Origin of the sequence: Desulfovibrio sp. (assembly GCF_019422935.1) — a bacterium.
GTDB lineage: Bacteria > Desulfobacterota > Desulfovibrionia > Desulfovibrionales > Desulfovibrionaceae > Desulfovibrio.
This window is the reverse complement of record NZ_JAHZCJ010000002.1, coordinates 154460-176802: the sequence shown is the minus strand read 5'-3', so window position 1 is coordinate 176802 and position 22343 is coordinate 154460. Positions and strand designations below refer to the sequence as shown.

24 protein-coding genes are annotated in these 22343 nt (G+C 60.5%); all 24 read right to left on the bottom strand.

What is annotated here, in order from left to right; genetic code table 11:
* Positions 1–62: 62 nt before the first annotated feature.
* A complete protein-coding gene (tsaB, locus tag QZ383_RS03905) occupies positions 63–920 on the bottom strand; it encodes a tRNA (adenosine(37)-N6)-threonylcarbamoyltransferase complex dimerization subunit type 1 TsaB (protein WP_291443205.1) in 858 nt (285 codons plus the stop codon).
* On the bottom strand, positions 920–2074 hold the full coding sequence (rseP, locus tag QZ383_RS03900; RefSeq protein ID WP_291443204.1) for an RIP metalloprotease RseP: 1155 nt from the start codon (positions 2072–2074) through the stop codon (positions 920–922). Before rseP ends, tsaB begins: the two co-directional genes overlap by 1 nt.
* Positions 2068–3396 (bottom strand): 1-deoxy-D-xylulose-5-phosphate reductoisomerase, encoded by a 1329-nt coding sequence (dxr, locus tag QZ383_RS03895; protein WP_291443203.1) that lies wholly within the window; start codon positions 3394–3396, stop codon positions 2068–2070. The genes rseP and dxr overlap by 7 nt, the downstream gene beginning before the upstream one ends.
* 198 nt (positions 3397–3594) lie before the next feature.
* A complete protein-coding gene (locus QZ383_RS03890) occupies positions 3595–4410 on the bottom strand; it encodes a phosphatidate cytidylyltransferase (RefSeq protein ID WP_291443201.1) in 816 nt (271 codons plus the stop codon).
* Entirely contained in the window at positions 4400–5122 is a 723-nt protein-coding gene (locus QZ383_RS03885; protein WP_291443199.1) for an isoprenyl transferase, read from the bottom strand. The genes QZ383_RS03890 and QZ383_RS03885 overlap by 11 nt, the downstream gene beginning before the upstream one ends.
* Positions 5119–5247 carry a hypothetical protein gene (locus QZ383_RS03880; RefSeq protein ID WP_291443197.1) on the bottom strand — a complete coding sequence of 43 codons (129 nt, stop codon included), beginning with the start codon at positions 5245–5247 and terminating at the stop codon, positions 5119–5121. The genes QZ383_RS03885 and QZ383_RS03880 overlap by 4 nt, the downstream gene beginning before the upstream one ends.
* A gap of 3 nt (positions 5248–5250) precedes the next feature.
* Positions 5251–5811: a ribosome recycling factor gene (frr, locus tag QZ383_RS03875; RefSeq protein WP_192112231.1), complete on the bottom strand. Its 561-nt coding sequence runs from the start codon at positions 5809–5811 to the stop codon at positions 5251–5253.
* A 21-nt stretch (positions 5812–5832) separates the two neighbouring features.
* Entirely contained in the window at positions 5833–6546 is a 714-nt protein-coding gene (pyrH, locus tag QZ383_RS03870; protein WP_022657672.1) for a UMP kinase, read from the bottom strand.
* A 196-nt stretch (positions 6547–6742) separates the two neighbouring features.
* Positions 6743–7051 (bottom strand): DUF4911 domain-containing protein, encoded by a 309-nt coding sequence (locus QZ383_RS03865; RefSeq protein WP_291443194.1) that lies wholly within the window; start codon positions 7049–7051, stop codon positions 6743–6745.
* Entirely contained in the window at positions 7051–7401 is a 351-nt protein-coding gene (locus QZ383_RS03860) for an AzlD domain-containing protein (RefSeq protein WP_291443192.1), read from the bottom strand. Before QZ383_RS03860 ends, QZ383_RS03865 begins: the two co-directional genes overlap by 1 nt.
* Complete coding sequence (locus QZ383_RS03855) at positions 7398–8198, bottom strand: AzlC family ABC transporter permease (RefSeq protein WP_291443190.1); 801 nt, start codon at positions 8196–8198, stop codon at positions 7398–7400. The genes QZ383_RS03860 and QZ383_RS03855 overlap by 4 nt, the downstream gene beginning before the upstream one ends.
* 297 nt (positions 8199–8495) lie before the next feature.
* Positions 8496–9035, bottom strand: a complete 540-nt coding sequence (locus QZ383_RS03850; RefSeq protein ID WP_291443188.1) for an HPP family protein — start codon at positions 9033–9035, stop codon at positions 8496–8498.
* Positions 9036–9110: 75 nt separating this feature from the next.
* Positions 9111–10499 carry a 4Fe-4S binding protein gene (locus tag QZ383_RS03845; protein WP_291443186.1) on the bottom strand — a complete coding sequence of 463 codons (1389 nt, stop codon included), beginning with the start codon at positions 10497–10499 and terminating at the stop codon, positions 9111–9113.
* 67 nt (positions 10500–10566) lie between these two features.
* On the bottom strand, positions 10567–11019 hold the full coding sequence (locus tag QZ383_RS03840) for a pyridoxamine 5'-phosphate oxidase family protein (RefSeq protein WP_291443184.1): 453 nt from the start codon (positions 11017–11019) through the stop codon (positions 10567–10569).
* 31 nt (positions 11020–11050) lie between these two features.
* Positions 11051–11632: a flavodoxin family protein gene (locus QZ383_RS03835; protein WP_233483666.1), complete on the bottom strand. Its 582-nt coding sequence runs from the start codon at positions 11630–11632 to the stop codon at positions 11051–11053.
* A 168-nt stretch (positions 11633–11800) separates the two neighbouring features.
* The gene (locus QZ383_RS03830) at positions 11801–12487 is read right to left on the bottom strand and encodes a Crp/Fnr family transcriptional regulator (protein ID WP_192112238.1); all 687 of its coding nucleotides are present in this window, start codon (positions 12485–12487) and stop codon (positions 11801–11803) included.
* Positions 12488–12958: 471 nt separating this feature from the next.
* Positions 12959–13933, bottom strand: a complete 975-nt coding sequence (locus tag QZ383_RS03825; RefSeq protein WP_291443182.1) for a 4Fe-4S dicluster domain-containing protein — start codon at positions 13931–13933, stop codon at positions 12959–12961.
* Positions 13926–14309, bottom strand: coding sequence for a hydrogenase maturation nickel metallochaperone HypA (locus tag QZ383_RS03820; RefSeq protein ID WP_291443181.1), 384 nt, complete (start codon positions 14307–14309; stop codon positions 13926–13928). Before QZ383_RS03820 ends, QZ383_RS03825 begins: the two co-directional genes overlap by 8 nt.
* A 27-nt stretch (positions 14310–14336) precedes the next feature.
* Positions 14337–15419, bottom strand: a complete 1083-nt coding sequence (locus tag QZ383_RS03815; protein ID WP_192112239.1) for a nickel-dependent hydrogenase large subunit — start codon at positions 15417–15419, stop codon at positions 14337–14339.
* Positions 15412–15951: an NADH-quinone oxidoreductase subunit C gene (locus QZ383_RS03810; protein WP_022657683.1), complete on the bottom strand. Its 540-nt coding sequence runs from the start codon at positions 15949–15951 to the stop codon at positions 15412–15414. Before QZ383_RS03810 ends, QZ383_RS03815 begins: the two co-directional genes overlap by 8 nt.
* 23 nt (positions 15952–15974) lie before the next feature.
* Positions 15975–16553 carry a 4Fe-4S binding protein gene (locus QZ383_RS03805; protein WP_291443179.1) on the bottom strand — a complete coding sequence of 193 codons (579 nt, stop codon included), beginning with the start codon at positions 16551–16553 and terminating at the stop codon, positions 15975–15977.
* 1 nt (position 16554) lies between these two features.
* Positions 16555–16989: an NADH-quinone oxidoreductase subunit NuoB gene (gene nuoB, locus QZ383_RS03800; protein ID WP_034604940.1), complete on the bottom strand. Its 435-nt coding sequence runs from the start codon at positions 16987–16989 to the stop codon at positions 16555–16557.
* A 25-nt stretch (positions 16990–17014) separates the two neighbouring features.
* The gene (locus tag QZ383_RS03795) at positions 17015–17986 is read right to left on the bottom strand and encodes a complex I subunit 1 family protein (RefSeq protein ID WP_192112241.1); all 972 of its coding nucleotides are present in this window, start codon (positions 17984–17986) and stop codon (positions 17015–17017) included.
* Entirely contained in the window at positions 17986–21699 is a 3714-nt protein-coding gene (locus QZ383_RS03790; protein ID WP_291443177.1) for a proton-conducting transporter membrane subunit, read from the bottom strand. The genes QZ383_RS03795 and QZ383_RS03790 overlap by 1 nt, the downstream gene beginning before the upstream one ends.
* Positions 21700–22343 lie beyond the last annotated feature (644 nt).

The window sequence follows — 22343 nt, the reverse complement described above, 5'->3', positions numbered from 1 at the left end:
TTACTGGCAAGATTCCAGTTTCGCAAACGTGCCCGGTCAAGCACGCTTTAGCAGAAGAATGTTCAGATTTCGCTTGTTGGGGAGCGCTCCAGCATGGTGTCCAACGCGGCAACCGCGTATTCGCCAGTCATGCCCATGCGCGGGGCCAGTTGGGGGAGATTTTCAACGGCATCGCAGGGCCGCACATAAAGCGGCTCCACATCTGCGTCAAAATAATCGCCGTGCCGGGCCAGCAAACACAGCGAGGCCGTATCCGGGCAGACCAGCCGGGGCATGGCGAATGGAGAGTTGGTTTCCTCTTCTACGGGAACCATGCGCATGCCTTCCAGAGCCGCAAAAACATCTGCATTGCGGGCAAGGCCGCTGCCGCAGATGTGCGTGCGACGGTGTTTGTCGGTGCCATCCGGCAGGGGCGCTCCCTGTGCGGTCTCAATACGGCGCAGGGCCTCCTGCGGCGCGCAGAGGTCAACAGCCTGCGTTGGCTGGGCCGGAATCTGCGGCCCATACGACATGAAGGGCTGGCAGTGCACAAGATTGCGGCGGGCGTGGGTGAGCACCCATACGGGGGTGCCGTAAAACAGATTGTGCTGGAGCACGGCGCTGGTGGCCAGAGCCTGCATGTAGTCCAACCCCGCTAAACGGGCCTGCCCCACGCGGCGCAGGGCTGCGGCGGTGGTCAGCACCAGCCGTATGCCCGTAAAGGAACCCGGCCCGCGCACGCAGGCAATGCGCCGAAAGTCGGCGGGCTTGATGCCAAGGCTGCTGCAAATTTCTGCCAGGGCCGGAGCCAGAATTTCCGTGGCTCTGTCGGCCTTGTGCCATTCCTGCACGCAGATCAGCCGCTCGTCTTCGGTGACAATGATCTGGAGCGCGCCTTCTGCGGCATTGAGGACAAGCTCAAGCCCGGTGCCGTTCTGCATTATGAGCCGCTCCCGAACCAGCCGGTATTCTTGAGGATGCGCCACAAGTCGTTATAGGTGGCAAGCAGCATGAGGGCCACCAGCAGGGCAATGCCCGCGCGCATGGCGTAATCCTGCAACCGGGCGTTGAGCGGACGGCGAAAAATTATTTCCCACAGGCAAAATACAATCTGCCCGCCATCCAGCACGGGGATAGGCAGCAGGTTCAGGATGCCAAGGTTGATGCTGATGAGCGCCGCCAGCGCCAGCAGCCCGGCAAGGCCTTCGTGGGCTTGCTTGCCAACCATCTGCATGATCATGATGGGGCCGCCCACCTGATCCAGAGGCACCACGCGCTCGGCCAGTTTTACAAAGCTCTGCCACGTGAGCGAAACCATGTCTGCGGTCTGGCCCGCTCCGGCAATGGCCGCATCGGCAAAACCGTGCTGCACAAGCCGCACAGCGCCGGAATTGCGGATGCCGATAAGCCATGCGCTTTCTTCTTCGCCAAAGATGGTCTTACGGATGGACCGTTCAGGCGTGAGTTCCACGCTGATGATCATGCCTTGCTCAGGCTGAGCGGCTTCATCAGTGCGTGTTTGATCGTCAGCCTGGGGGGCCATGTCCGGGCGCGAAAGCGTGACGGCAAGGGTTTTGCCGTTGCTCTGTGTAATGGCATCGGCCATGGCCTGCCAGTTGGCAACGGTAGCGCCGTTGATGCTCACGATGGTATCGCCGGGCTGAATGCCCGCCTTGTCCGCAGGGCCGTTCTGCACAACGCCGCCGACCTGCGGCAGCAGCACGGGGGTGCCCCAGCCAAGGGCCAGAGTCCAGCAGAGCAGCCACGCCAGAATGATGTTGGCGGCAGGGCCGGCGGCAACCACAAGCAAACGCTGCCATGCGGGGCGCAGGGCAAAGCTTTCTTTTTCAGTAAAGCCTTCGGGAATGTCCTTGGGGTCGCTTTCGCCCACCAGGGCCACATAGCCGCCAAGCGGTACCAGCGACAGGGCGTATTCCGTCTTGCCCCTGCGGTATTTGAGAATCTTGGGGCCAAACCCCAGAGAGAACGTGGAAACGCCCATACCAAGGCCACGCGCCACGGCAAAATGGCCCAGCTCGTGGAAAAAGATCAGGCCGCCAAGAACGACCACGACTGCAATAATTGTTGTCAGCACAAGGAACCTCCGTCACGGGCCAGCCCGTAGACCAGCTCGCGGCTCTGGCAGTCAAGACGCTGCATGCGCTCCGCCAGTGTATGCGCCTCGATTGTCAGTGCGGCTTCGCAGTCAGTTGCAGAAGCGGCACTTTCAAGAGGCGCGCATAAAGGCTGATTGCCGGGGTTGGAAGCGCCGTGCGCCTCCAGTGCGGCGGCTATCAGCCGGGGGATGTCCATAAACGCGCAACGGCCTGTAAGGAAAAGATCCACTGCGGCTTCGTTGGCGGCGTTGAGCACTACGCAACGTCCACCACGGTTTTCCAGCACCTGCTTGGCCAGTCCAAGACAGGGAAAAGCGCTTTCGTCTGGTTCATGAAAGGTAAGCGGCTTTGCCGTAAGGTCAAGCGGCGGTACGTTGACCGGCACGCAGCGCGGCCAGAGCAGGCAGGCCGCAATGGCCATGCGCATGTCTGGCGTGCCGAGCTGGGCAAGCTGGCTGCCATCGTGAAATTCCACAAGCGAGTGCACCACGGACTGCGGATGCACCAGAACCTTGATGCGCTCAACGGGTACGCCGTAGAGGTGAAAAGCCTCAATGACCTCCAGCCCCTTGTTCATGAGCGTGGCTGAATCAATGGTGATTTTGGCTCCCATGCTCCAGTTGGGATGCTTGAGCGCCTGCTCGGGCGTGACGGCGCTCAGGGCTTCGCGCGTCCAGCCGCGAAACGGCCCGCCGGAGGCTGTGAGAATAAGCCGTTCCACTTCCTGCCCGCGCCCGGCCAGGCACTGAAAAATGGCATTGTGCTCGGAATCCACAGGCAGCACCACGGCTCCTGTACGGGCGCACACGCGGCGCACAAGGTCGCCAGCCAGCACCAGGGATTCCTTGTTGGCAAGGCAGATGACCTTGCCTGCCAGAGCCGCCGCCAGCGTTCCGGCAAGGCCCGCAGCGCCCACCTGTGCGGAAAGCACGGTGGTGGCCTCGGGCAGGGAGGCCAGCTCCGCGTAGCCCTCGCTCCCCACAAGAATGCGGGGGCGGTAGTCCGCAGGCAGCAGTGTGCGCAGTTTGGCTGCGGACTCCTCGTCCAGCACCGCCAGATGCGGCGGCCGCCATGTGAGGGCCTGTTCCGCAAGGCGCTGCACATTGCGGGCGCAGGCAAAACCCACCATGCGGAAGGCCTGCGGTTGCGCTGCGGCAACTTCCAGCGTGCTGCGGCCTATGGAGCCTGTGGAACCCAGCAGTACCAGACTACGCGGCCACGTTTGCTGCCAGCTTTCACTGGGGGCGCCAGAAATGTAATTGATGGAAGGGCCGCCCAGGCCGGGCCAGAGTTGCGCCATGGTGACGTTGTCCTTTAATGGGCGCGCGCAGGTGTTCGCGGCGCGTGTGCGCATAAGATTGGTACTGCTGCAAAAAAATTCAAGTTCCCCGGTGGGGATAACCGAGGATTTCAAAATAAAAGTGCTCTACGGGTCGTTAGCGCCATGGGAAGTTTTGTTCCCTGACCGGGGCAAAAATTCCCATGGCGCCAACAGGCCCTAAAAGAAGAAAAACCACTGGTCAACAACGGCCACCATGGGCATGGCAAACAGCAGGCTGTCGGCCCTGTCGAGGATACCGCCGTGCCCTGGCAGCAGGTTGCCGGAATCCTTGATGTTTACCGAGCGCTTGAGGGCGGATTCAAAGAGGTCGCCCAGCTGGGCGAAGGCATTGATCGCAATGCCCAGCAGAGCAAAGGAGAACCAGCCGGTCTTGCCGTAAATTTCGCCGTAAATGGCGCAAAAGATCACGCAACCAACAAGGCTGCCCACCGCGCCTTCCGAGCTTTTCTTGGGGCTGACGCGGGGCCACAGCTTGTGGTGCCCAAAGCGTGTGCCCACAAAGTAGGCGGTGGTGTCGGAAATAGCCACCGCTGCAATAACAAAGATGAGCTTGGTGGTGGAAAGATAGGTCGCCGGGAGCAGCAGCAGGGGCACATAGGCCAGCCCCGCCATAAAGATGCCGCTGGAGGCAAAGGCATTGTCGTCTTCAACAACATCCCACCGGAAAAGAAAACTCATGGAGGCCAGCACAAAGCCTGCGCCAAGGCAGACCAGAGCGTCTTGCGGCCTGTGCATCCAGGTAAGGCAGATCATGCACCAGCCAAGCACGATAGCGCAGATGCGGCTGGGTACGCGGCTGGAACCCCAGAACAGGGAGTAGAATTCCCACAGGCCAAGGGCGCATACCAGCAAAATAACGAACAGCAAAGGCAGGCCCCTGAACCAGAGCGCCAGCAGCAAGACCGCGGCAAGGGCAAGGCCTGTGAAAATACGGCGAATATCGATGGATTGCGTTGAAGGATCAATGGGCATCAATTTGCTCCTGTGTTTTGCCGAAGCGGCGCGAACGGGCGGCATAGGCGTCAAGTGCCATGCGGAGCTGCGCGGCGTCGAAGTCCGGCCATGGCACGGGCGTGAAATACAGCTCGCTGTAGGCGCATTGGTAGAGCAGATAATTGCTCAGTCTTTGCTCTCCGCTGGTGCGGATGAGCAGGTCAGGGTCCGGTTGCCCGACAGTGTAAAGATGATCGGCAACGGCCTGTTCGGTCACGTCTTCAGGGCGCAGACCTTCGCGCAGCATGGTTTGCACGGCGCGTACAATCTCGCCCCTGCCGCCGTAGTTGAGGGCGAGGTTCAGAACCATGTCCTTACCGCCCTCGGTGCGTTTTATTGCGTGGCGCAGGGCCGTGCGCTGGGCAAGGGGCATGGATTCAAGGTCGCCCAGAACGCGCATGGAAATACCCTGTTCGACCATGCGAGGCACCTCGCGGCTCAGAAATTCCATCAGCAGGCTGAAAAGAGCGCTGATTTCTGTCTTGGGGCGGTTCCAGTTTTCGCTGGAAAAGGTGTAGAGCGTGAGGTGGCGTATGCCCATCGACCGGCATTCGGTCACTATGTTGCGCACGGTTTCCGCGCCAGCGCGGTGGCCTGCTTCGCGGGGCAACCCGCGCGCCTGAGCCCATCGGCCATTGCCGTCCATGATGATGGCGAGGTGTGTGGGCAGTTTGTCTGGATGGTCCGTCATGCAAAAGCCTGTGGTGAAAAGTCCTGCGGGTCTGCGGAATGGTCTGCGGCCTTGTCTGCGGCGGCAAAGCCGCGCCCCGCAAAGTGCTTGCGGGGCGCGCGCAACCCGGGCGAAAAATCCGCCACGGGCTAGATTTCCATGATTTCCTTTTCTTTGGCCGCGCACTTTTTGTCGGCATCAGCCACAAACTTGTCCGTCAGCTTTTGCACGTCTTCAGAAGCCTTCTTCTGTTCGTCTTCGCTGATGGCCTTGTCTTTTTCCAGCTTTTTCAGGCTGTCATTGGCGTCGCGGCGCACGTTGCGCACCGCCACCTTGGCGTCTTCGGTGTATTTGCGGGCTACCTTGACCAGATCCTTGCGGCGGTCTTCGGTCAACGGCGGTATCATGATGCGGATGACCTTGCCGTCATTGATGGGCGTAAGGCCCAGGTCTGACTTCAGAATGGCCTTTTCAATCACCGAAATGCCGCCCTTGTCCCATGGCTGGATAGTCACGGTGCGGCTGTCGGGCACGGCAACGGAGGCCATCTGGCTGATGGGCGTTGGGGTGCCGTAGTAGTCGCCCTTGATGCCGTCCACCAGCGCGGTGGAGGCGCGGCCCGTGCGCAGCTTGGAAAAATCGCGTTCCTGCGCTGCAATGGCCTTTTCCATACGGTCTTCGGCGTCCAGAAGGATGCTGTCTATATCCATCAGTATTCTCCTTGGGGGGGCTCAGTTCTGAACGATGGTGCCTACGGACTCGCCGGTGACGGCGCGGCAGATGTCGCCGCCAAACATACGGCACACGATGATGGGCACGTTGTTGTCGCGCACAAGGGCAAAGGCCGTGGCGTCCATGACGCCCAGATGGCGCGCCAGTGTTTCGTCATATGTGATGCTGTCGTACTTGACGGCATCGGAATATTTGTTGGGGTCTTTGTCGTAGATGCCGTCAACCTTGGTGGCCTTGATGATGGCGTCGCACTTCAGTTCCATGCCGCGCAGGGCGGCGGTGGTGTCGGTCGTGAAGTAGGGGTTGCCGGTGCCTGCGGCGCAGATGACCACGCGGCCCTTTTCCATATGGCGCAGGGCGCGGCGGCGGATGAAGGGCTCGCACACTTCCTGCATGGTGATGGCCGAAAGCACGCGCGTGGGGTAGCCCAGCTTTTCCAGCATATCCTGAACGGCCAGTGCGTTCAGCACAGTGGCCAGCATGCCCATGTAGTCGGCGGACGAACGTTCCATGCCCTTGGCCGAGCCGGAAAGCCCGCGAAAAATATTGCCCCCGCCAATCACAAGGGCCATTTCCACGCCCATTTCGAGCACGGTGCCGATTTCACGGCAGATGGTGGCTACGGTTTCGGGGTCAATGCCGGTCTTGTTTTCTCCGGCCAGGGCCTCGCCGCTCAGCTTGAGCAGCACGCGCTTGTATTTCAGTGTGGGCATGAGTCCGCCTTGGTAAAGGCTGAGGTGTTGCGGGCTTTCGCCGGACGCAGGAAAAGGGCTGGGCTTTTGGCCCTGCCCCAAAACGAAAGAATTGTAACAGAATTTGCGCGCAGCTCAAAGTGTTTTTGCATCAGCAGCCCCGGCAGGGCCTGGGCCGTGCATCACAGGCACTACAGGCGCAGTCTGGGAGCGGTGGTTACGTCCGCCTGGGCCATTCCTCAACAGTAAATGGCAGGCTTTGGGCCATCTGGGCCAGAGCCTCGCGTGCATCTCGCTCTCTGTGCGGTGAAAAAATAACCCGCAGCAGGGCGGTCTTGTTTTCAAGCACGGTAAAATAGGCGATGTGTTCATAGGCCTCAAGCAAAAATCGGAAGAGCCCCGTATGCTCCGGCGCAATCCGCACCAAAAGGCTGGCGCTGCGCGTTGGCGGCGGCAGTGCGGGAGCCGGTTTGCGCCTTTCGCGCAGTGAGGGCGGTCCGGAAGCGGAACTTCGTGCGCGCGGCATCAGTACAACCCGGTCCAGCGTGCCAGAATCACCAGCCCGATGCCAAAAGCAATGGTGAGAAAATAATTCTTTGACCACCACGCGACCAGCAGGGAGGGCAGGGCCACCATCAGAAACAGGTTGGAAGGCCCGGCGTTGAAATGCCCTTCGTAAAAGAACACGTCCGGCCCCACCAGGGCGGCCATGACGGCAACGGGCACAAAGGATAGCCAGTGCCGCAGCAGCGGGGGCAGGCTGTCGCCCTTCAAAAAGGTGACAGGCAGAATCTTTGGCAGAACGGTAACCAGAACACTGCCAAGCAAGCAGAGCATCAGGGCCGCATGGGTGCTGAACCATCCGCTTTCGTTCATGATTCGGCCTCCTCTGTGCGCTGTGCCACCATGTTGCTGAGATTGCGGCCGTCTGCATCCTTGTTTTGCCGGTCGGCAAGGTCAAGGGGCGCGCCCTCGTGCTGCGCCTTGCGCACCAAGAGCCATGTGCCAAGGCTCGCGCCCAGCACCGTGGCAACGGCAATGTTCCATTGGGTCATGCCCGCAGCCTTGAGGCTGATGGAAAGCGTGGTGGTAAAGAGCGCCACCAGCACGTGCAGGCGGCTGACGCACTGCGGCACCAACAGTGCCAGAAACATGGCTGTGAGCGCATAATCAAGACCCAGCGGCTTGACATCGCTCACAAGCTCGCCGCAGAACGCACCGATGGCCGCACCGGAAACCCAGCCCAGCTGCGCGGTCTGGTTGCAGACAAAGAGTGTGGTGAGGCTTCGCTGCCAGCCGTTCTGAAAAGCTGTGACGTGGACGGCAAAGGTCTCGTCCGTGAGGCCGAGGCCCAGCAAAAAGCGTTGCCCGCGCGGCAGGCCCGCCAGCCAGGGGGATTCTGCGGCGGATTGCAACAGGTAGCGCAGGTTTACAATAAAGACCGCTGCCATGATGGAGAGCGCGCTTGCGCCAGCGCCCCACATGCCCGCGAACACGAACTGGCCGGAGCCGGAAAACATGAGCACGGACATGGCGACAGCCAAAGAGGGCGGGATGTTGTTCTTGACTGCAAGAACCCCAAAAGCGAAGCCTACGGGCAGGTAGCCCAGCACAATGGGCAGTGCGCGTCGCAGGCCCTCCGCCAGGGGGGAAGCGGAAGATATGCCGGACATGTCATAACCTCGATAAAAGTAAGACAATGAGGCTACGCCCTTTGCCCCTGGCTGGCAAGCCGGAGTCGGGTCTTGGTTCCACGCGGCAGCGGCTGGAGAAATCCCGGTCGGTGGTCCCTCTGACATGAGGCGTGTAAGGACGATCGACGGACTGTCACTTCGGTTGCGACCATCCTCGCAGCGAAGTTTGCCTGCCTTCGTGAAGGGCCGCAAGGGCAGGCTCCACGAAGACAGGCAAACTGTGATGATTCTGTGCTGCAAATATGGATCGTCAGCATCACGTTTCTTGTAAGGTTGTTACCACCAGAACAGTGGATACCTCTTGCGGGCGGCGAGGTTGTTGGCCGCGTAGGCCAGGGCCAGCATGCAGATGGCCCCCGCGGCGCAGGGCAGGAGTACGTACCAGTATCCGAGACTGTGGATGCCGGGGCCGCCGATGACCGCGATAAGGGCCGTTGCGCCCCCCGGAGGATGCAGGGTCTGCGTTGCGTGCATGAAGGCGATGGCTGTGGAAACAGCAAGGCCAGAGGCCAGCACCGGATTATCGCTGAAGAGTAGCTGGCAGGTCACGCCCACAAGCGCGGAAAGCACGTGCCCGCCCACAAGATTGCGGGGCTGGGCCAGCGGGCTGTGGGGCGCGCCAAAGGCCAGCACGGCGGAAGCGCCGAACGAGCCGATGAGCAGAGGCAGATTCCATTCCTGCGCGCAGAGCTTTTCAAGCAGCGCAAGGCTGATTATGGACAGACAACTGCCTGCCCACGCCCAGAATATTTCATTCCAGTCGGCCCTGGGCGGGGCCATTGTGCCTGCCCGCAGGCGGCGCAAAACACGCATCATTGGCATCCTCGTTACTAGATGTTGCGAGAGTCGCGGTTGTGAAGCCGTGCTTCCCTGGTTGAATGGACGGGCTGTCTATATACGGGCCATGGCAAGAAAGGCCGCGTGCAGGGCAGCAAGCAGGGCAATGAGTGTCGGGTCTGCCCAGGCTTGCGTGCCGTGCATGCCGTAGCAGGTTATGGAGAGCGCCTTTTGCGGGCATACGGCTACGCAGTCGCGGCACAGATTGCAGTCAGCATTGGGGCCTGAGGTCGTCATGGGGTTACCCATGGCGTCCTGACGACATACACGCACGCAGGCCATGCAGCGGCGGCAGGAGCCTGTGCGGCGCACGCGCCAGGGGGCAATGCGCCCAATCCACTTTGCCAGCAGCCCCAAGGGGCAGAGGCCCCGGCAGTAGGCGGCGTATCCGGCCTTGCGGCTGACCAGCAGAGAAGCCGGTACCGCGAGCAGACCCAGCAAGAGGCCGCTGGCAAGTGCCGCCTCCAGCGGCGCGCCCGAAAGGCGCAAGAGCAGGGGAACGGCAAGAGTCAGACCCAGCATGGCGAGCCGCAGATGTGGCAACCACCTGGGCGCACGTCTGGGAATGGGCGGAGCAATATTGCCGGAATCGGTGTTTTCGGAGCCGGAATTTTTTATCGCAGATAATCCGTGCGGGCCTCCGGCGCAGGACTTTGCGGCGCTGGCATCCCACACGCCAAAGTAGCAAAGATGGCTGCACCAGGCCGCGCCAGCAATCAGGGTGGAAAAGCCGAACAGCCCCAGCATGAACCAGCCGCCGCCACGATATATGGGTGCGGCGGCGATCAGCCCCGGTACAGGCAGATGCAGTTGCCCGCTGAGCAGAAAACGGCTTTCCAGTGCCAGGCCAAGGACAAGCTGGGCGAAAAAGACCAGTGAAAAGAGCCGCCACAAGCGCATTCTGACCTGCGGAACCTTTTTGCCGCTCAGCCATCCGGCTGCGCAGGCCGCCCAGATGCTCGCCAGCGCAAGTTGCAGTGATCCCCATTGAGGGAAGAACCGTTCAACAACCAGCAGTTGCGGCTTCATAAGCCAGACCGGCAGCAACAGACCAAGGCAAAGCAGCAGGGCGGCCAGTTGGGTGCGCGCGCTTGTGTCGCCTTTGTGGTAGCGTTGTCGCGCGGATTCGCGCAGCAGGGGCAGGGCGGCAAGCGCCGTCAGCAGGGCCACGCTCAGCAGGATAACAGCCAGTCTGTGCCACGGTTCGCCCATGAACATGCGCATTTGCACAAACTGGGCCGCAGCCCATATCCAGCGGGCGGCCAGCAGGGGCAGCACCAGCAGGAGCAGCAGACGCACCCATGCGGCGCGGCCCCAGGCAAGTAGGGCCAGAGCAAGGCAGGCGGCGGCGAGGCCGGGCTGACCGCTGCGCCAGAAGTGCGCTCCGGCAGGCAGCAGGGCCAGAAAAGAAGGCAAGGGAATAAGGCGGGAAGCTCCGCGCATGTCAGACTTCCTTTACATTCGGCATGTTATGGCGTTATTACGCGCCGCCGTGCATGGGGTGAGGCGTTTACTTGGGCAGTTTGCGCTTGCCCACCAGATCCACAATGTCAATGCGTACCACGCCCGTGCGGGCAAGGGCCGCATCCGGCGTGGGCGTGGGGCAAAGGGCGGCGTAGCGCACTGCCAGGGCATCAAGGGCGAGGCCCTTTTCCGCCGGATCATCCACAATCCCGGCGCGGCCGGTGCCGCACAGCGATTTGTAATAGGTCGTGGACTTTTCCCTATGGATGGTCACATCCGCACACAAGGTAAAGGCCACATTGGGGTTGCGGCGGATACAGTCCAGCTTGTGACCTTCAAGGGCGCAGTGGACGTAGATGCAGTTGCCCTGGCGCACAAAGTTGAGCGGAATGACATAGGGAAATTCCCCGTCGTGCATGGCAAGGCAGAGGTCTTCGGCGGTGGAAAAAACTTCGTCAAAAAATGCCGGATCAAGGCATTCGCGGTTCTGTTTGCGCATTTGCGGCTCCTGATACTGGCCTGCTGTCTGGTTACAGCGAGGTATTGCTGCCGATGGGTTCCGGCGTGGATAAGATGCCTGCGGTAAGACAAGGGGGTTGCGGGGCTGGGGCATTGGCAGTGTATTTTTGCAGACTGCGTTGCCAGTGCAGGCGCGCCGCAGCAAGATCTGCCGCGTCCGGATGGCGCTCAGCCTCGCGCAGGCGGGCCAGACGCTCTGGACTCAGGGGATGACCGCCCTTGCGCTGGGATGCGGCAACCACCTGTGGATTGACCCGGCCCTGACACAAGAATCCATCAACTACCGTATTGCCGCCAGCCTGTAAAATTTCGTGCGTTGCGGCCATGCAGCGGCGGGCGTGGTCTGAATGGGGCCACGCGCCCAGAGTGCCGAAAAAAAATACGTGCTTGCCGCGCACGCGTTCCATGTAGCGCAGGGCGCGGGCATCGGGCAGGCCTTTGCGCACCCAGAAGCCCAGGGCCAGTATATCAAAGTCATCCGGCTCAGGGGCGATGCGCACGGGAAAGCAGGGAAGACCCGAGGTGTCGGCCAGAGCCTCAGCCACTTTGCGGGTATTGCCCGTGCAGGAAGAATAAACAATGCAAGCGTTCATGCTGATCCTGAAAATCTGTTTTGAGAATTTGCATTCTCATCGCGTTTGGAGCGCTCCTTGGCGAGCGCGCCCTCATAAAGGCGGTGCTGCCTGAGTAGCGGCATCTTCACTGTATAACGGTCAAAGCTGCGTCTGCAGCCGACAGAGTGGTATCGATATGAAATGAATCTATGCTTCTGCCCTTTCGCGCAGGGCGTTGGCATCAAGCAGAATGATGCGGCGTCGGTCGCGGTCAATGAGTCCGGCTGATGTCAGGGCGCTAAGCTCCCGGCTCAGACTCTCCCGGCTTATCCCCATCTGTCGGGCCAGGGTTTCCTGGGTAACGCCCATGCTCAGGGTGGCGCTTTTTTCCATTTTTGCACGGTGCAGCAGCCACGCCGCTACCCGGCCCGAAACGGAAATGCGGCCCTGCGACCCCGCAATCTTGTTGATGAACAGGCGTTGGCGCAGGCTCATGGCCGCCAGCATGGCTACCCCAAGGGCCGCATCGTTGCGCAGGGCTTCAAGCAGGGCCTTGCGTTCCAGCCGCAAAACTACGCCGTTCTGCACCCCGATAGCCGTTGCGGGCAGGCCTTCTTCATAAAAAAGCACCCCTGCGTCCAGCATCCTGCCGCAACGCACAAGGTGCAGCACACATTCCTTGCCCTGAGCCGAGTGGCGGCACAGTTTGACCATGCCCGAGAGCAGCAGCATGGCATCGGTAGTGGCTTCGCCTTCGCGAAAAAGCGTCGCACCCTGGCTGAATGGCTGCACACGGGCGTGCAACGCCAACTTTTGGCGTTCAGTATCCGACATGGCCGCAAAGGGGCCAGTTTGCAAGGCAGCATGGATGGTTTGCAGGTCGCTGTTTTCCATCTTGTCTCCCCTCAGACCTCACCATGCGTGCGGGCGGTCTGGTATTGCAGTTTCGCTTACGTCTGTACGGAACGCCTCAGTGCCATGGCTGACAGCAAGGCCTGCTGTCAGCCACACTGGCAATACACCAGAAATGCCCAGGATGTTCTGTGATGGGGATCACAAAAACTTGCAATTCAAAGCCGTATTTCAGGCTAAATCAAAGCAACCTGCTGTATTTTAAGGTGATTTTAGAACAGAGTGCAAATGAAATGAATTAACTGTTCTGCAAGGATGTTCCCGAAAATCCTTGCCACGAAATGCGAGCAGGCAGGTTTTTGGCTGGTGTAAGCGAGCATTTCAAGCGCTAATGATTATAGAGGCTGCATGCGGGAAGCGTGCGGCCTTTGCAGAAAGCGCAAAGCCTCGGCGCAGAAGCCGGGATAATCCGACTGCCGCGCCGAGGCCTGAATGTGCAGATTGGCAGGAGGTTTACTTCTTGCCGCCCTTCTTGGTGGCCTTTTTGCCGCTCTTGGCAGGCTTGGAGGCCGCAGCCTTGAGCGCTGCCGGAGCAGCTTCGGGCTTGGTTTCAACTGGTGTTGCCGCCGCAGGTTCGGTTGCCGGGGCTTCCGCCGCAGGCTCCATCTTGACTTCAGGCGCGGGCGCTTCTTCCACTACCGGAGCGGCTTTGGCTTCAGCAGGGGCTTCCACTGGAGTTTCCACAGGCGCTTCGACCTTGGGTTCCTCGGCTTTGGGCGCTACGGGAGCCTCCGCAACTGGGGTCGGAGCCGCCGCTTCCGCCACAGGGGCGGCAGGGGCTTCAGCCTTGGCTTCTTCAGGCGCGCGGCCAGCAGCGGTCACAGATGCGCGGGGGCCGGGCTCTGCCACGGGAGCGGCAGGTTTTTCCGGCGCGCCTTCAACGGTGGGCTTCTTTTCCGGCGCAGGGGCTTCCACCACAGAACCGTCGGCCAGCACCAGCGAAAGGGCGTGGGCCGGGCAGGCTTCCATGCAGGCGGTGATGCGCTTGCCATTTTCCATGCGCCATGCGCGGCACATGTCGCAGCGCACGGCCACTTCGCGGCGGGCGCGCTGGGCCAGGGTTTCACCATCGTCGCCATCCACGGAGGGCATGCCGATGGTGTCAAGGGTGATGGTGCCGTAAGGGCATGCGGCGATGCACATCTTACAGGCAACACAGTATTGTACGCGCATGATGATGCGGCCGTCGGCATCCTGCTGCAATGCGCCGGTGGGGCACACGTTGGCGCAGGGCGCGTGGTCGCACTGGTGGCAACGCACGGTGGTCTTGAAGCCTTCGGCCTTGACCACCTGTACGCGCGAAACCAGCTCGTCGCGGTGTTTCATGGCCTCTTTAAAGCTCATGCCGTGGTGGGCGGCAATGCAGGCCACTTCACAGCGGCGGCAGGCGCGGCATTTGTCGGGTACGACCTGGATATGTTCAGTCATGGTCCGTTTCCTCGGATGCAACGTGCAGGGCCATAAGCGTCATCCCATGACCCCCGTTGAAGTGGATGTTTTCGCCGCCGCAACTTGGGCAGACGAAATGCCGTTGCGTCAGGCTGAATTCATGTCCGCACTGATTGCAGGTACAGGCCAGGGGCGCGCATGCAAGCGTAAGCTTTGCGCCCTCTGCAAGGGTTCCTTCCGCCAGCAGTTCAAAGCAGGCGGTGAGCGTTTGCGCTTCCACGCAGGCAAGCAGGCCCAGTTCGCACTGAAATTCCGCAATGCGGCTGACCGGAGATTCCGGATGCGCCCTATTGTGGTCTTCCACGGCCTTGATGGCCATGTTCAGCAGTCCCTGAACCAGCGTTGCCTCATGCATGGATCAAACTCTCCAAACCTTTTACGCCTAGCGTTCGGTGCAGGAAACGCAGGGGTCGATGCTGTTGGTTATCAGCGCCACATCGGCCACCTTGCAGTCACGCATCATGACGCCCAGGGCCTTCCAGTTCATGTAGGAAGGCACACGCCATTTGAGGCGCGAGGGCATATCCGTGCCGTTGGTGCGGATGTAGTAGAACACTTCGCCGCGCGGGGCCTCGGTGCGAGCGCAGGCCTCTGCCGTGCGGATCTGACGCATGGGCGCCGTGACCTCGCCTTCGGGCATCCTTTCGATGCACTGGCGGATGAGGCTGAACGATTCAAATATCTCGTGCAGCCGCACCATGGTGCGTGAGTTCACGCAGCAGCCGTGCTCAAGAACCGGGTTGAAGTTCAGCTTGCCGTAGGCGGCGTAGGGCGAATCCTTGCGCACGTCGATGGCAACGCCGGAACCGCGGGCCACAGGGCCAACCACGCCAAGATGCACGGCGTCTTCCTTGGGCAGCAGGCCAAGGCCCTTGGTGCGGCCAAGAACCATGCCGTTGGTGGCGTAGATCTCGCGGATTTCATCCACCTGCGGTTCAACCTTGGCAAGGGTCTTGAGCATGTAGTCCAAAAGCTCGGGCGTGACGTTGTACTTAACGCCGCCGATGCAGTTGGCCGCCAGGTTCATGCGGTTGCCGTAAACGGTTTCCTTGAGGTCCTGCATCATTTCACGCACTTCCATCACGTGCATGAACAGCGACTTGAAGCCGATGATATGCGCCTGAATGGCCGTGTTGAACAGGTGCGAGGCAATGCGCTTGATTTCTTCGGCCACCACGCGCAGGTAGCAGGCGCGCTCGGGAATGGTGATGCCGAGCACGTTTTCCACCACCATGCTGTAAGTGAAGGAGTGGCTGTTGGAACAGAGCGAGCACACGCGTTCGGTAAGGGTGACGTTCTTGACGAGGTTGCGCTGGGTAGCCATGGCTTCCATGCCGCGGTGCACGTGACCGGAGGTCAGCTCCACGTGGCGAACCGTTTCACCCTCCACCGTGAGGTGGAAATATACCGGTTCCTCAAGGGCCACGTGTACGGGGCCCAGAGGCATGGTGAAGGTGTTACTCATGGTTGCGCTCCTTGTCATTGAGAATGCGTTCCCAGAGGTCGGTGGTGCAGGCCCCGTTCATCATGATGGACAGGGGCACGGCCTCGTTGAGAATACCTGCGTCAAGCTCTTCATCCAGAAACAGGCGCGTGGGATTGGGGTGGCCTGTAACCTGAATGCCGTAGAGTTCCATCATTTCCCGTTCGTGCCAGTCGGCATTGGCGAACAGGGGGGTGATGGAGGGCACGGTGGGCCACTCGCCGTTAAGGGTCACGGTCATGTTGTAAACCACGCCGTCCAGCTCAAAGTGGTAGCAAACTTCCTGCATGGGTTCGCTGAGCTGGCGGCGGTTGTAAGCGGTGGTCATGCACAGGCGCGCCTTGGCTTCGCTCATGATGGCGGCGGCATCCTGCAACATGCGGGGCGTACCCAGCCTGAACCAGTGAAAAGCGTTGCCGAAGCTGTCCGTGCTGTGGTGTACGGCGTCGTCTTCGGTACACAGGGCTGAAAGCCCCTCGATGACTTTGGCGTTGCCGTTAATTGTCTCTTGCATATGTTCTCCGCGGGTATGAACCGCTAATCCTTGGTGGGAGCGGCAGAAGTGACGCTGGTCGTCGCTGCCTCGCCGCTGGCGGCGGGCAGTACGCATGCATTGCGCTTGGCGTCCTCAAGCTGGCGGCATTTGGGGCAGAGCCTGCGCGTCAGATCCCTGTCGATTTCATCATTATAGGCATAGAGCTTTTCGGCCAGCTTTTTGGGCAGGGGCCGCATAAGCTCGCCGCAACCGGCGCAGGGCTCGTAGCGAACGGTCTGCTGTTCGATGCGGTTGAATTTTTCCGATTCAGGATGCGCGGTGTGCCAGTCGGTCGTGATGCTCATGGCCCCGGTGGGGCAGTAATGGCGGCACGAGGCGCACAGGCAGCAGGAGTTTTGCCATATGGTGATGGTAAAACCCTTGCGGTCGGGCAGCGGCGAGATGTTGATGGCCCCTGCCGCGCACGAGTGACGGCAGATGCCGCAGCCCATGCACAGGTCGGGATCCACAACAGCCTTGCCGCGCAGCCTTTCGGGGGTGAAGGTTTCGCCCAAGGGGAAGGGGTCGGTACTTGGACCTTCCAGCAAATTGCGGAACAGAACTTTCAGAAAGCCCGCCATATCACTCCTCCACGCCCAGTTTTTTCAGCCAGATGGAACGCGCCAGCACCACAGCCTCAAGAATGGCCTGCGGGCGAGGCGGGCAACCGGGCACGTTGACGTCTACCGGGATGTAGCGGTCAAGCGGGCCTTCAATGGAATAGCCTTCGCGGAACACGCCACCCGAGATGGGGCAGATGCCCACCGCCACAGTGACCTTGGGTTCGGGAATTTCGTTCCACACTTTAAGCACGCGGTCACGCACCCTGGTGGTCAGAGGGCCTGTTACAAGCACAATGTCGGCATGGCGGGGGCTGCCGCAATAGCGGCAACCCAGGCGTTCCACGTCATAGCGCGGAATACAGGCAGTGGTAGCCAGTTCCACGTCGCAACCGTTGCACGAGCCTGCGTTGATGCGGAAAAGCCACGGCGACCGCACGGAGAGTTTTTTAAGCATGTTATCCAGCGACACGTCGGCCTCCTTACATCACCCAGACCAGTATAAGGCTGCACAGCGCAAGCGCCGTGGGCACAGTTATGTAGAAACGGAAGGCCTGGTCAATGCGGAAGCGCCCTGTGGCCGACTTGACCAGCGTGAGCGAAACCAGCATGAGGCCAAGGCACTTGAGCAGGAACCAGACCAGATTCACCAGCCATATGTCAGATATGGTGCCGGGGAAGAAAAGCGCAACCCCCAGGCCCAAAACTACAAAGGTCTTGAGCGCGGACGTGATCTGGAACAGGGCCAGCAGGGGGCCGCCGTATTCCAGCAGTGGGCCTTCAATCAGTTCAGTTTCCGCCTCGGGGATATCAAAGGGCACAACGCCCATGGTGCCGGGCAGGAAGATCAGATAGGCCAGCAAGGCGGGGATCATGGTCGGGTTGAACCCGAAGGAGCCCACCTGCTGTTGCATGGCGACAATCTTGAGCAGCGAGAATTCCGCGCCCCAGGCTCCGCCGCTCAGCACCTTGCCCGTAAGCATGGCGACCGAGAGCAGAATCATGAGCAGCGGCGTTTCGTAGGCCAGCATCAGCATCATTTCGCGCGAGAAGCCCACAGCGCCGTAAGGCGAACTGGAGGCCGAGCCGCCCAGCATGATGGCCATGGCCGGGATGGGCAGCAGGTAGAAGATCACCAGCAGGTCGCCCATGTTGAACAGGCCGTTGAACACGCCGGGAATCGGTATGAAGGCCGCGCACACGGCCATACCCGTGAAACCGAACACCGGGGCCATCAAAAAGGCCGAGCGGCAGGCGGTTTTGGGGATAAGGGTTTCCTTGGTCAGCAGCTTGGCAATGTCAAGCCAGGGCTGGATCAGCGGGGGGCCGACGCGGCGCTGCAGCCGCGCCTCGACCCGGCGGTCAAGTCCTTTGAAGAACATCGCCACCAGCAGGGCAAAGGCCCCGCCGGGGAAGATGCACATGTGCAGTATGGCAAGCAGGGTGTCGCTCATCAGCGGTTCTCCTTGGCGGGCTTATTGCCGCCCATAAGGCCGAGGATTTCCCCGAAAATGCTGGAGGGCTTCATGCGGCTGGTGGACGTTTCGACCGGCAGACCGCAGGTGTGGACGTCGATTTCGCGCAGGCGGGTAAAGCGCAGCACGAACCAGCGTCCGCCAGCAAATGCAAGGGCCATCATGACGAACATGCCTGTGGCGTTCCATGCGCCGGGGCCGGAAAGCACGCCGGACAGGCCCACATTGAGCGGCATAAAGCCGTATTCAGCCAATACGTTGTTGATGGGGCCAAGGGCCAGACCGGGGAACACGCCCGTGAGCACGCAACCGGCAGCCAGAATGCCCATGGGCACGCGCATGATCAGCGGGGCCTCATGCACTTCGTGCAGGTTGGGCGAGGGCTGGCCCAGGAAGGCCGCATGCAGGAACTTGGCGATGTAGGCCATGGTCAGCACGCTGCCGATAAGGGAGAGCAGCGCCAGGAAGGGCTGGCCCGCTTCCATGAGGGCATGGTAGATAAGCCATTTGGACGAGAACCCGCTGGTAGGCGGCACGCCCACAACCGAAAGCCCGGCAATGGCGAACATGGCAAGGGTAAAGGGCATGTGGCGGCCAATGCCGCCGAGGTCTTCCAGCGTTTCCCTGTGGGTGGCAAACATGACTGCGCCGCACACAAGGAACAGCAGATCCTTGAAGAACACGTGGTTGATCACGTGCAGCATGCCGCCCGCGTAACCCAGCGCGCCGCCAGCGGCAACCGCCAGCACCATGTAGCCAAGCTGGCTCACAGTGGAATAGATGAACACAAGCTTGATGACGTTGGTGCGCAGGGCCTGCACGGCAGCCATGATGATGGTGATGCCGCCGATCCACATGGAAACAGTGCTGATGATGCTCTGCTCCATGCCGCCCAGCACGCCAGCCAGCATAAAGCCGCCGCCCATAAGCATGAACAGCTTGATGAGGCCAAGAATGGCGCTCTTAAGCAGCACGGACGAGATGTAGCCGGAAACAGGCGTGGGAGCCAAGGCCGGGTGCATCTGCCAGTCAATGCGGAAGGGCAGCTGGGCCGCCTTCATCAGGAAGCCGGCGGCCAGCAGGGCCATGCCGAGCCATGCCGCGCCGTGGGGAATGTAGGGTGCGGCACCCGTGAGCAGGGTGGCGTTGAAAGGCGTGAACGGCCCCACAACGCACAGGCCCAGGAAGATGAAGCCCGCGCCAAACACGTTGAAGATAAAGTACTTGAAGGCCTCGCGGAGCGAGTCCTTGTCGCCCTCATGGGCAATGGCCAGATACAGCGTCCACGAGCTCATTATTTCCCAGAACAGGAAAAAGCTCAGCATGTACTGGCTGGCTGCCATGCCCACCAGACCGCCGCACATGGCGGTAAATGCGCAGTAGAAGCGCCACTGGCGGTGGCTGTGTTCCATGTAGCCAAGTGCGTAGGCCATGTTGACCGCGCCAAGCACAGGAACCAGCAGGGCAAAGCAGAAGGAGAGCGTATCCAGATCGCGGCCAAACAGGATGACCAGCAGCGCGGTGAACAGCATCACGCCCACGCTGGCCCATCCGGCCTTTTTGCGGTCACGGTAGAACAGGGCGGGCAGCACGGCCCCAAACACGGGAACAACCACGAAGATGGGCCAGGACACATTCATGGCCAGGAGCACATCGGGGTCGTTGAGGTTGGGCGTGAAGCACATGGAGGCCACCGGCACCACAAGGTTCATGGCGAGCTGCGGGGCAAGGCCCATGATAACGCAAATGCCCGCCAGAATGATCAGGCCGATCTGCATGCTGCGCGGCGCTTCGGTCACGGTGGGCAGGTCGGCGGGGCGTTCTTCGAACACAAGGGTTTTCAGAATGCGCGTGTAGTAGATCAGGCCCACCAGCGAGCCGCCCAGAATCAGGGCCGCCAGCCAGATGTGCCCGGCGGCGGTGGCCGCCTGAATCATCAGAAACTTGCTGTAGAAAGCGCCAAAAGGCGGCAGGCCCATGATGCTCACAAGGCCGATGCCCATGCAGGCAACGGTCACGGGCATCTGGCGGCCAAGGCCGCGCAGGTCTGCAAGCTTGCGGCTGCCCGCACGCATGATGAGAGCGCCAGCTCCAAGGAAGAGCAGATCTTTCATGATGGCATGGTTGAGCATGTGCCACAACGCGCCGGTGGTCGAAAGCCACGTGCCCACGCCGAGCACCAGGGCGATTTCACCAATCTGCCCAAGGGTCGAATAGGCCAGCATGCGTTTGATGTCGTCCTGGCGCAGAGCCATGATCTCGCCAAAGATCAGGGTTGCCGCGCCCATGGCCACAAGGCCGGTGCCCAACCAGGAAAGGCCGAACATGCCGGGCATGCCCATGATCATGGGCCGCATGAGCAGCACAGCCACTATGCCGAACACGCCCATCTTGGTGATGATACCCGAAAGGGGACCAGACACCGAGGAAGGCGCGGCTGGGTGGGCGTCAGGCAGCCAGGAATGCAGGGGTACAAGACCCATCTTCACGCCAAAGCCTGCCAGACAGAGCACAAACGCGCCCTGCATCAGCCCGAACGAAAGAGAAGGATCGCCCAGCAGCAGGAGGCCGGGCAGCATGAACAGCGCGCCGCCCGCGCACATTACGTAGTATTTGAGGCCGGCATCGTAGGCGCTGCGGTTGTTCTCATGCACCACCAAAAAGTAGGAGGCGAAGGTCATGAGTTCCCAGTAGCCGTACATGGTCGCCGAGTCGGCAGCGGAGACGATGCCCGCCAGCGATGCGAATGTCAGCAGCAGAAAGAACCAGTAGCGGCCCTGACGTTCGTGGATGTAGCTCAGCGAGTATATACTGACGACCAGACCCACAACGGCGATCATAACCAGGAAAAGTTTGGCCGTGGGGCCCGCCGGGGTGGCGATGGTGGTCGCCAGCGCCAGCGCCGAGAAGGCCACGCCCACCAGAGGCGCGCGGTCGAACTTTACCAGGAATGCGATGCCTGTCAGGAACGCACCGGCGTAATAACACCAGTATGCCGGGTGCGTTGCCGAATGCGGCACAGCCACATTGTAGGAAGAAGCGAACAGTTCGGTAATGGGGCCTCTGAACAGGCCCAACAGCGCCACAACTACCGCGAGGCCCAGCATCACAAAAACATTGCCGGAAGGCGCTGCCCATGAAGCCGAGGTTTCTTCGCCTGTGGTGTCCAGCACGGCAATGCGTACCGCTTCCACATGCAGCCAGATAAGAACTGTGGTGGCGAGGGCCATGCACAAGAGCGCCGCCATGGCGCCGGGCATGCTGCCCAGAATGCCAGAACTGATGAACATGCGGGCTTCAGGCACCAGGAAGGGCGAGCCGCCCACCGCTGCCAGCATGCCAAGGCCGAAGCAGGCTGCTGTCCAGGGTTGACGTTTGCCAGCGGCGCGCAAATCCTGCAGCTGCACCGGTGCGCTGAGCGCCGGGGGGGTCAGCCGTGAAAGGGCGGCCCAGGCCAGCAGCCGCGCGGCTGCCTGGAACAGCACAAAAAGCCACAAGCCTGTGCTGTTGATGCCGCCGCTTGCTCCAAGACCCAGGCAGAAAATGCCTGCATCATGCAGCGAGCCCCATAGGATCAGGCTGCGGGGATTGTTGCGCTGCCGCACGGACTGCGCCGCGCCATACAGCATAAGGGCCATGCCCACGAGAAGCGGCACAAGAAAGCCGCCTGCCGAAAACAGTGATTCCGTCATAGTTTGCCCCGTGGTTTGCGGGTCTCTCGGATGTACCCGGCGGATCAACCCGGTCAAGTCCGGGCCGCACTTCCTAAATGGCATCGTGGTATCACCACAATACCATGTCGTGAAAAAATGATCTTAAAAAGTTTTTTTGGCTTAGCCCACTTTGCAAACCGTTGCAAGCAACAACTCTTCCAAGAAGAACAGGTAGATTGCAAAAAATGGTATCAAAATGGGTAATGTGAGGGTGGGTGCAGTAAACGGTTTGCTATTTGCGCGATTTTGAGAGGCTGTGAAATCGGTATGTTAGTCTTGATTTAACTGGTTACACAAACAAATTGTGCAAAAAAGCGCTAATACATTGTGCAACGTTGTGAAATTCAATGACAACGCCACGTTAAAATGTGATTTTTTGAACTATCGCTGAAAGGTGGTGATCGCGCAAAAAATGAAGTAATACAAATTAAAAAATCGTGTTAAAATTGCGCCGAAATTGATAACAATTCCATTGCGCGCAGTCACCTTTTTTGTGATTTATTTTACCAGTGTGTGCGCAGCACAAGAAATGTGAAATAAAATTTGAACCCGTGAAAAAAAAGAAAAAAATTTTCTGAAGAGGAAAAAAAGGGGGTAGAGCGGGGGAAAGCAGCACTCTTCTG

Coding starts and splice junctions, on each gene's coding strand:
- tsaB (WP_291443205.1), bottom strand. CDS start 920: ATGCAGAACGGCACCGGGCTTGAGCTTGTCCTCAATGCCGCAGAAGGC.
- dxr (WP_291443203.1), bottom strand. CDS start 3,396: ATGGCGCAACTCTGGCCCGGCCTGGGCGGCCCTTCCATCAATTACATT.
- QZ383_RS03890 (WP_291443201.1), bottom strand. CDS start 4,410: ATGCCCATTGATCCTTCAACGCAATCCATCGATATTCGCCGTATTTTC.
- QZ383_RS03885 (WP_291443199.1), bottom strand. CDS start 5,122: ATGACGGACCATCCAGACAAACTGCCCACACACCTCGCCATCATCATG.
- frr (WP_192112231.1), bottom strand. CDS start 5,811: ATGGATATAGACAGCATCCTTCTGGACGCCGAAGACCGTATGGAAAAG.
- pyrH (WP_022657672.1), bottom strand. CDS start 6,546: ATGCCCACACTGAAATACAAGCGCGTGCTGCTCAAGCTGAGCGGCGAG.
- QZ383_RS03865 (WP_291443194.1), bottom strand. CDS start 7,051: ATGCCGCGCGCACGAAGTTCCGCTTCCGGACCGCCCTCACTGCGCGAA.
- QZ383_RS03860 (WP_291443192.1), bottom strand. CDS start 7,401: ATGAACGAAAGCGGATGGTTCAGCACCCATGCGGCCCTGATGCTCTGC.
- QZ383_RS03855 (WP_291443190.1), bottom strand. CDS start 8,198: ATGTCCGGCATATCTTCCGCTTCCCCCCTGGCGGAGGGCCTGCGACGC.
- QZ383_RS03850 (WP_291443188.1), bottom strand. CDS start 9,035: ATGATGCGTGTTTTGCGCCGCCTGCGGGCAGGCACAATGGCCCCGCCC.
- QZ383_RS03845 (WP_291443186.1), bottom strand. CDS start 10,499: ATGCGCGGAGCTTCCCGCCTTATTCCCTTGCCTTCTTTTCTGGCCCTG.
- QZ383_RS03840 (WP_291443184.1), bottom strand. CDS start 11,019: ATGCGCAAACAGAACCGCGAATGCCTTGATCCGGCATTTTTTGACGAA.
- QZ383_RS03835 (WP_233483666.1), bottom strand. CDS start 11,632: ATGAACGCTTGCATTGTTTATTCTTCCTGCACGGGCAATACCCGCAAA.
- QZ383_RS03830 (WP_192112238.1), bottom strand. CDS start 12,487: ATGGAAAACAGCGACCTGCAAACCATCCATGCTGCCTTGCAAACTGGC.
- QZ383_RS03825 (WP_291443182.1), bottom strand. CDS start 13,933: ATGACTGAACATATCCAGGTCGTACCCGACAAATGCCGCGCCTGCCGC.
- QZ383_RS03820 (WP_291443181.1), bottom strand. CDS start 14,309: ATGCATGAGGCAACGCTGGTTCAGGGACTGCTGAACATGGCCATCAAG.
- QZ383_RS03815 (WP_192112239.1), bottom strand. CDS start 15,419: ATGAGTAACACCTTCACCATGCCTCTGGGCCCCGTACACGTGGCCCTT.
- QZ383_RS03810 (WP_022657683.1), bottom strand. CDS start 15,951: ATGCAAGAGACAATTAACGGCAACGCCAAAGTCATCGAGGGGCTTTCA.
- QZ383_RS03805 (WP_291443179.1), bottom strand. CDS start 16,553: ATGGCGGGCTTTCTGAAAGTTCTGTTCCGCAATTTGCTGGAAGGTCCA.
- nuoB (WP_034604940.1), bottom strand. CDS start 16,989: ATGCTTAAAAAACTCTCCGTGCGGTCGCCGTGGCTTTTCCGCATCAAC.
- QZ383_RS03795 (WP_192112241.1), bottom strand. CDS start 17,986: ATGAGCGACACCCTGCTTGCCATACTGCACATGTGCATCTTCCCCGGC.
- QZ383_RS03790 (WP_291443177.1), bottom strand. CDS start 21,699: ATGACGGAATCACTGTTTTCGGCAGGCGGCTTTCTTGTGCCGCTTCTC.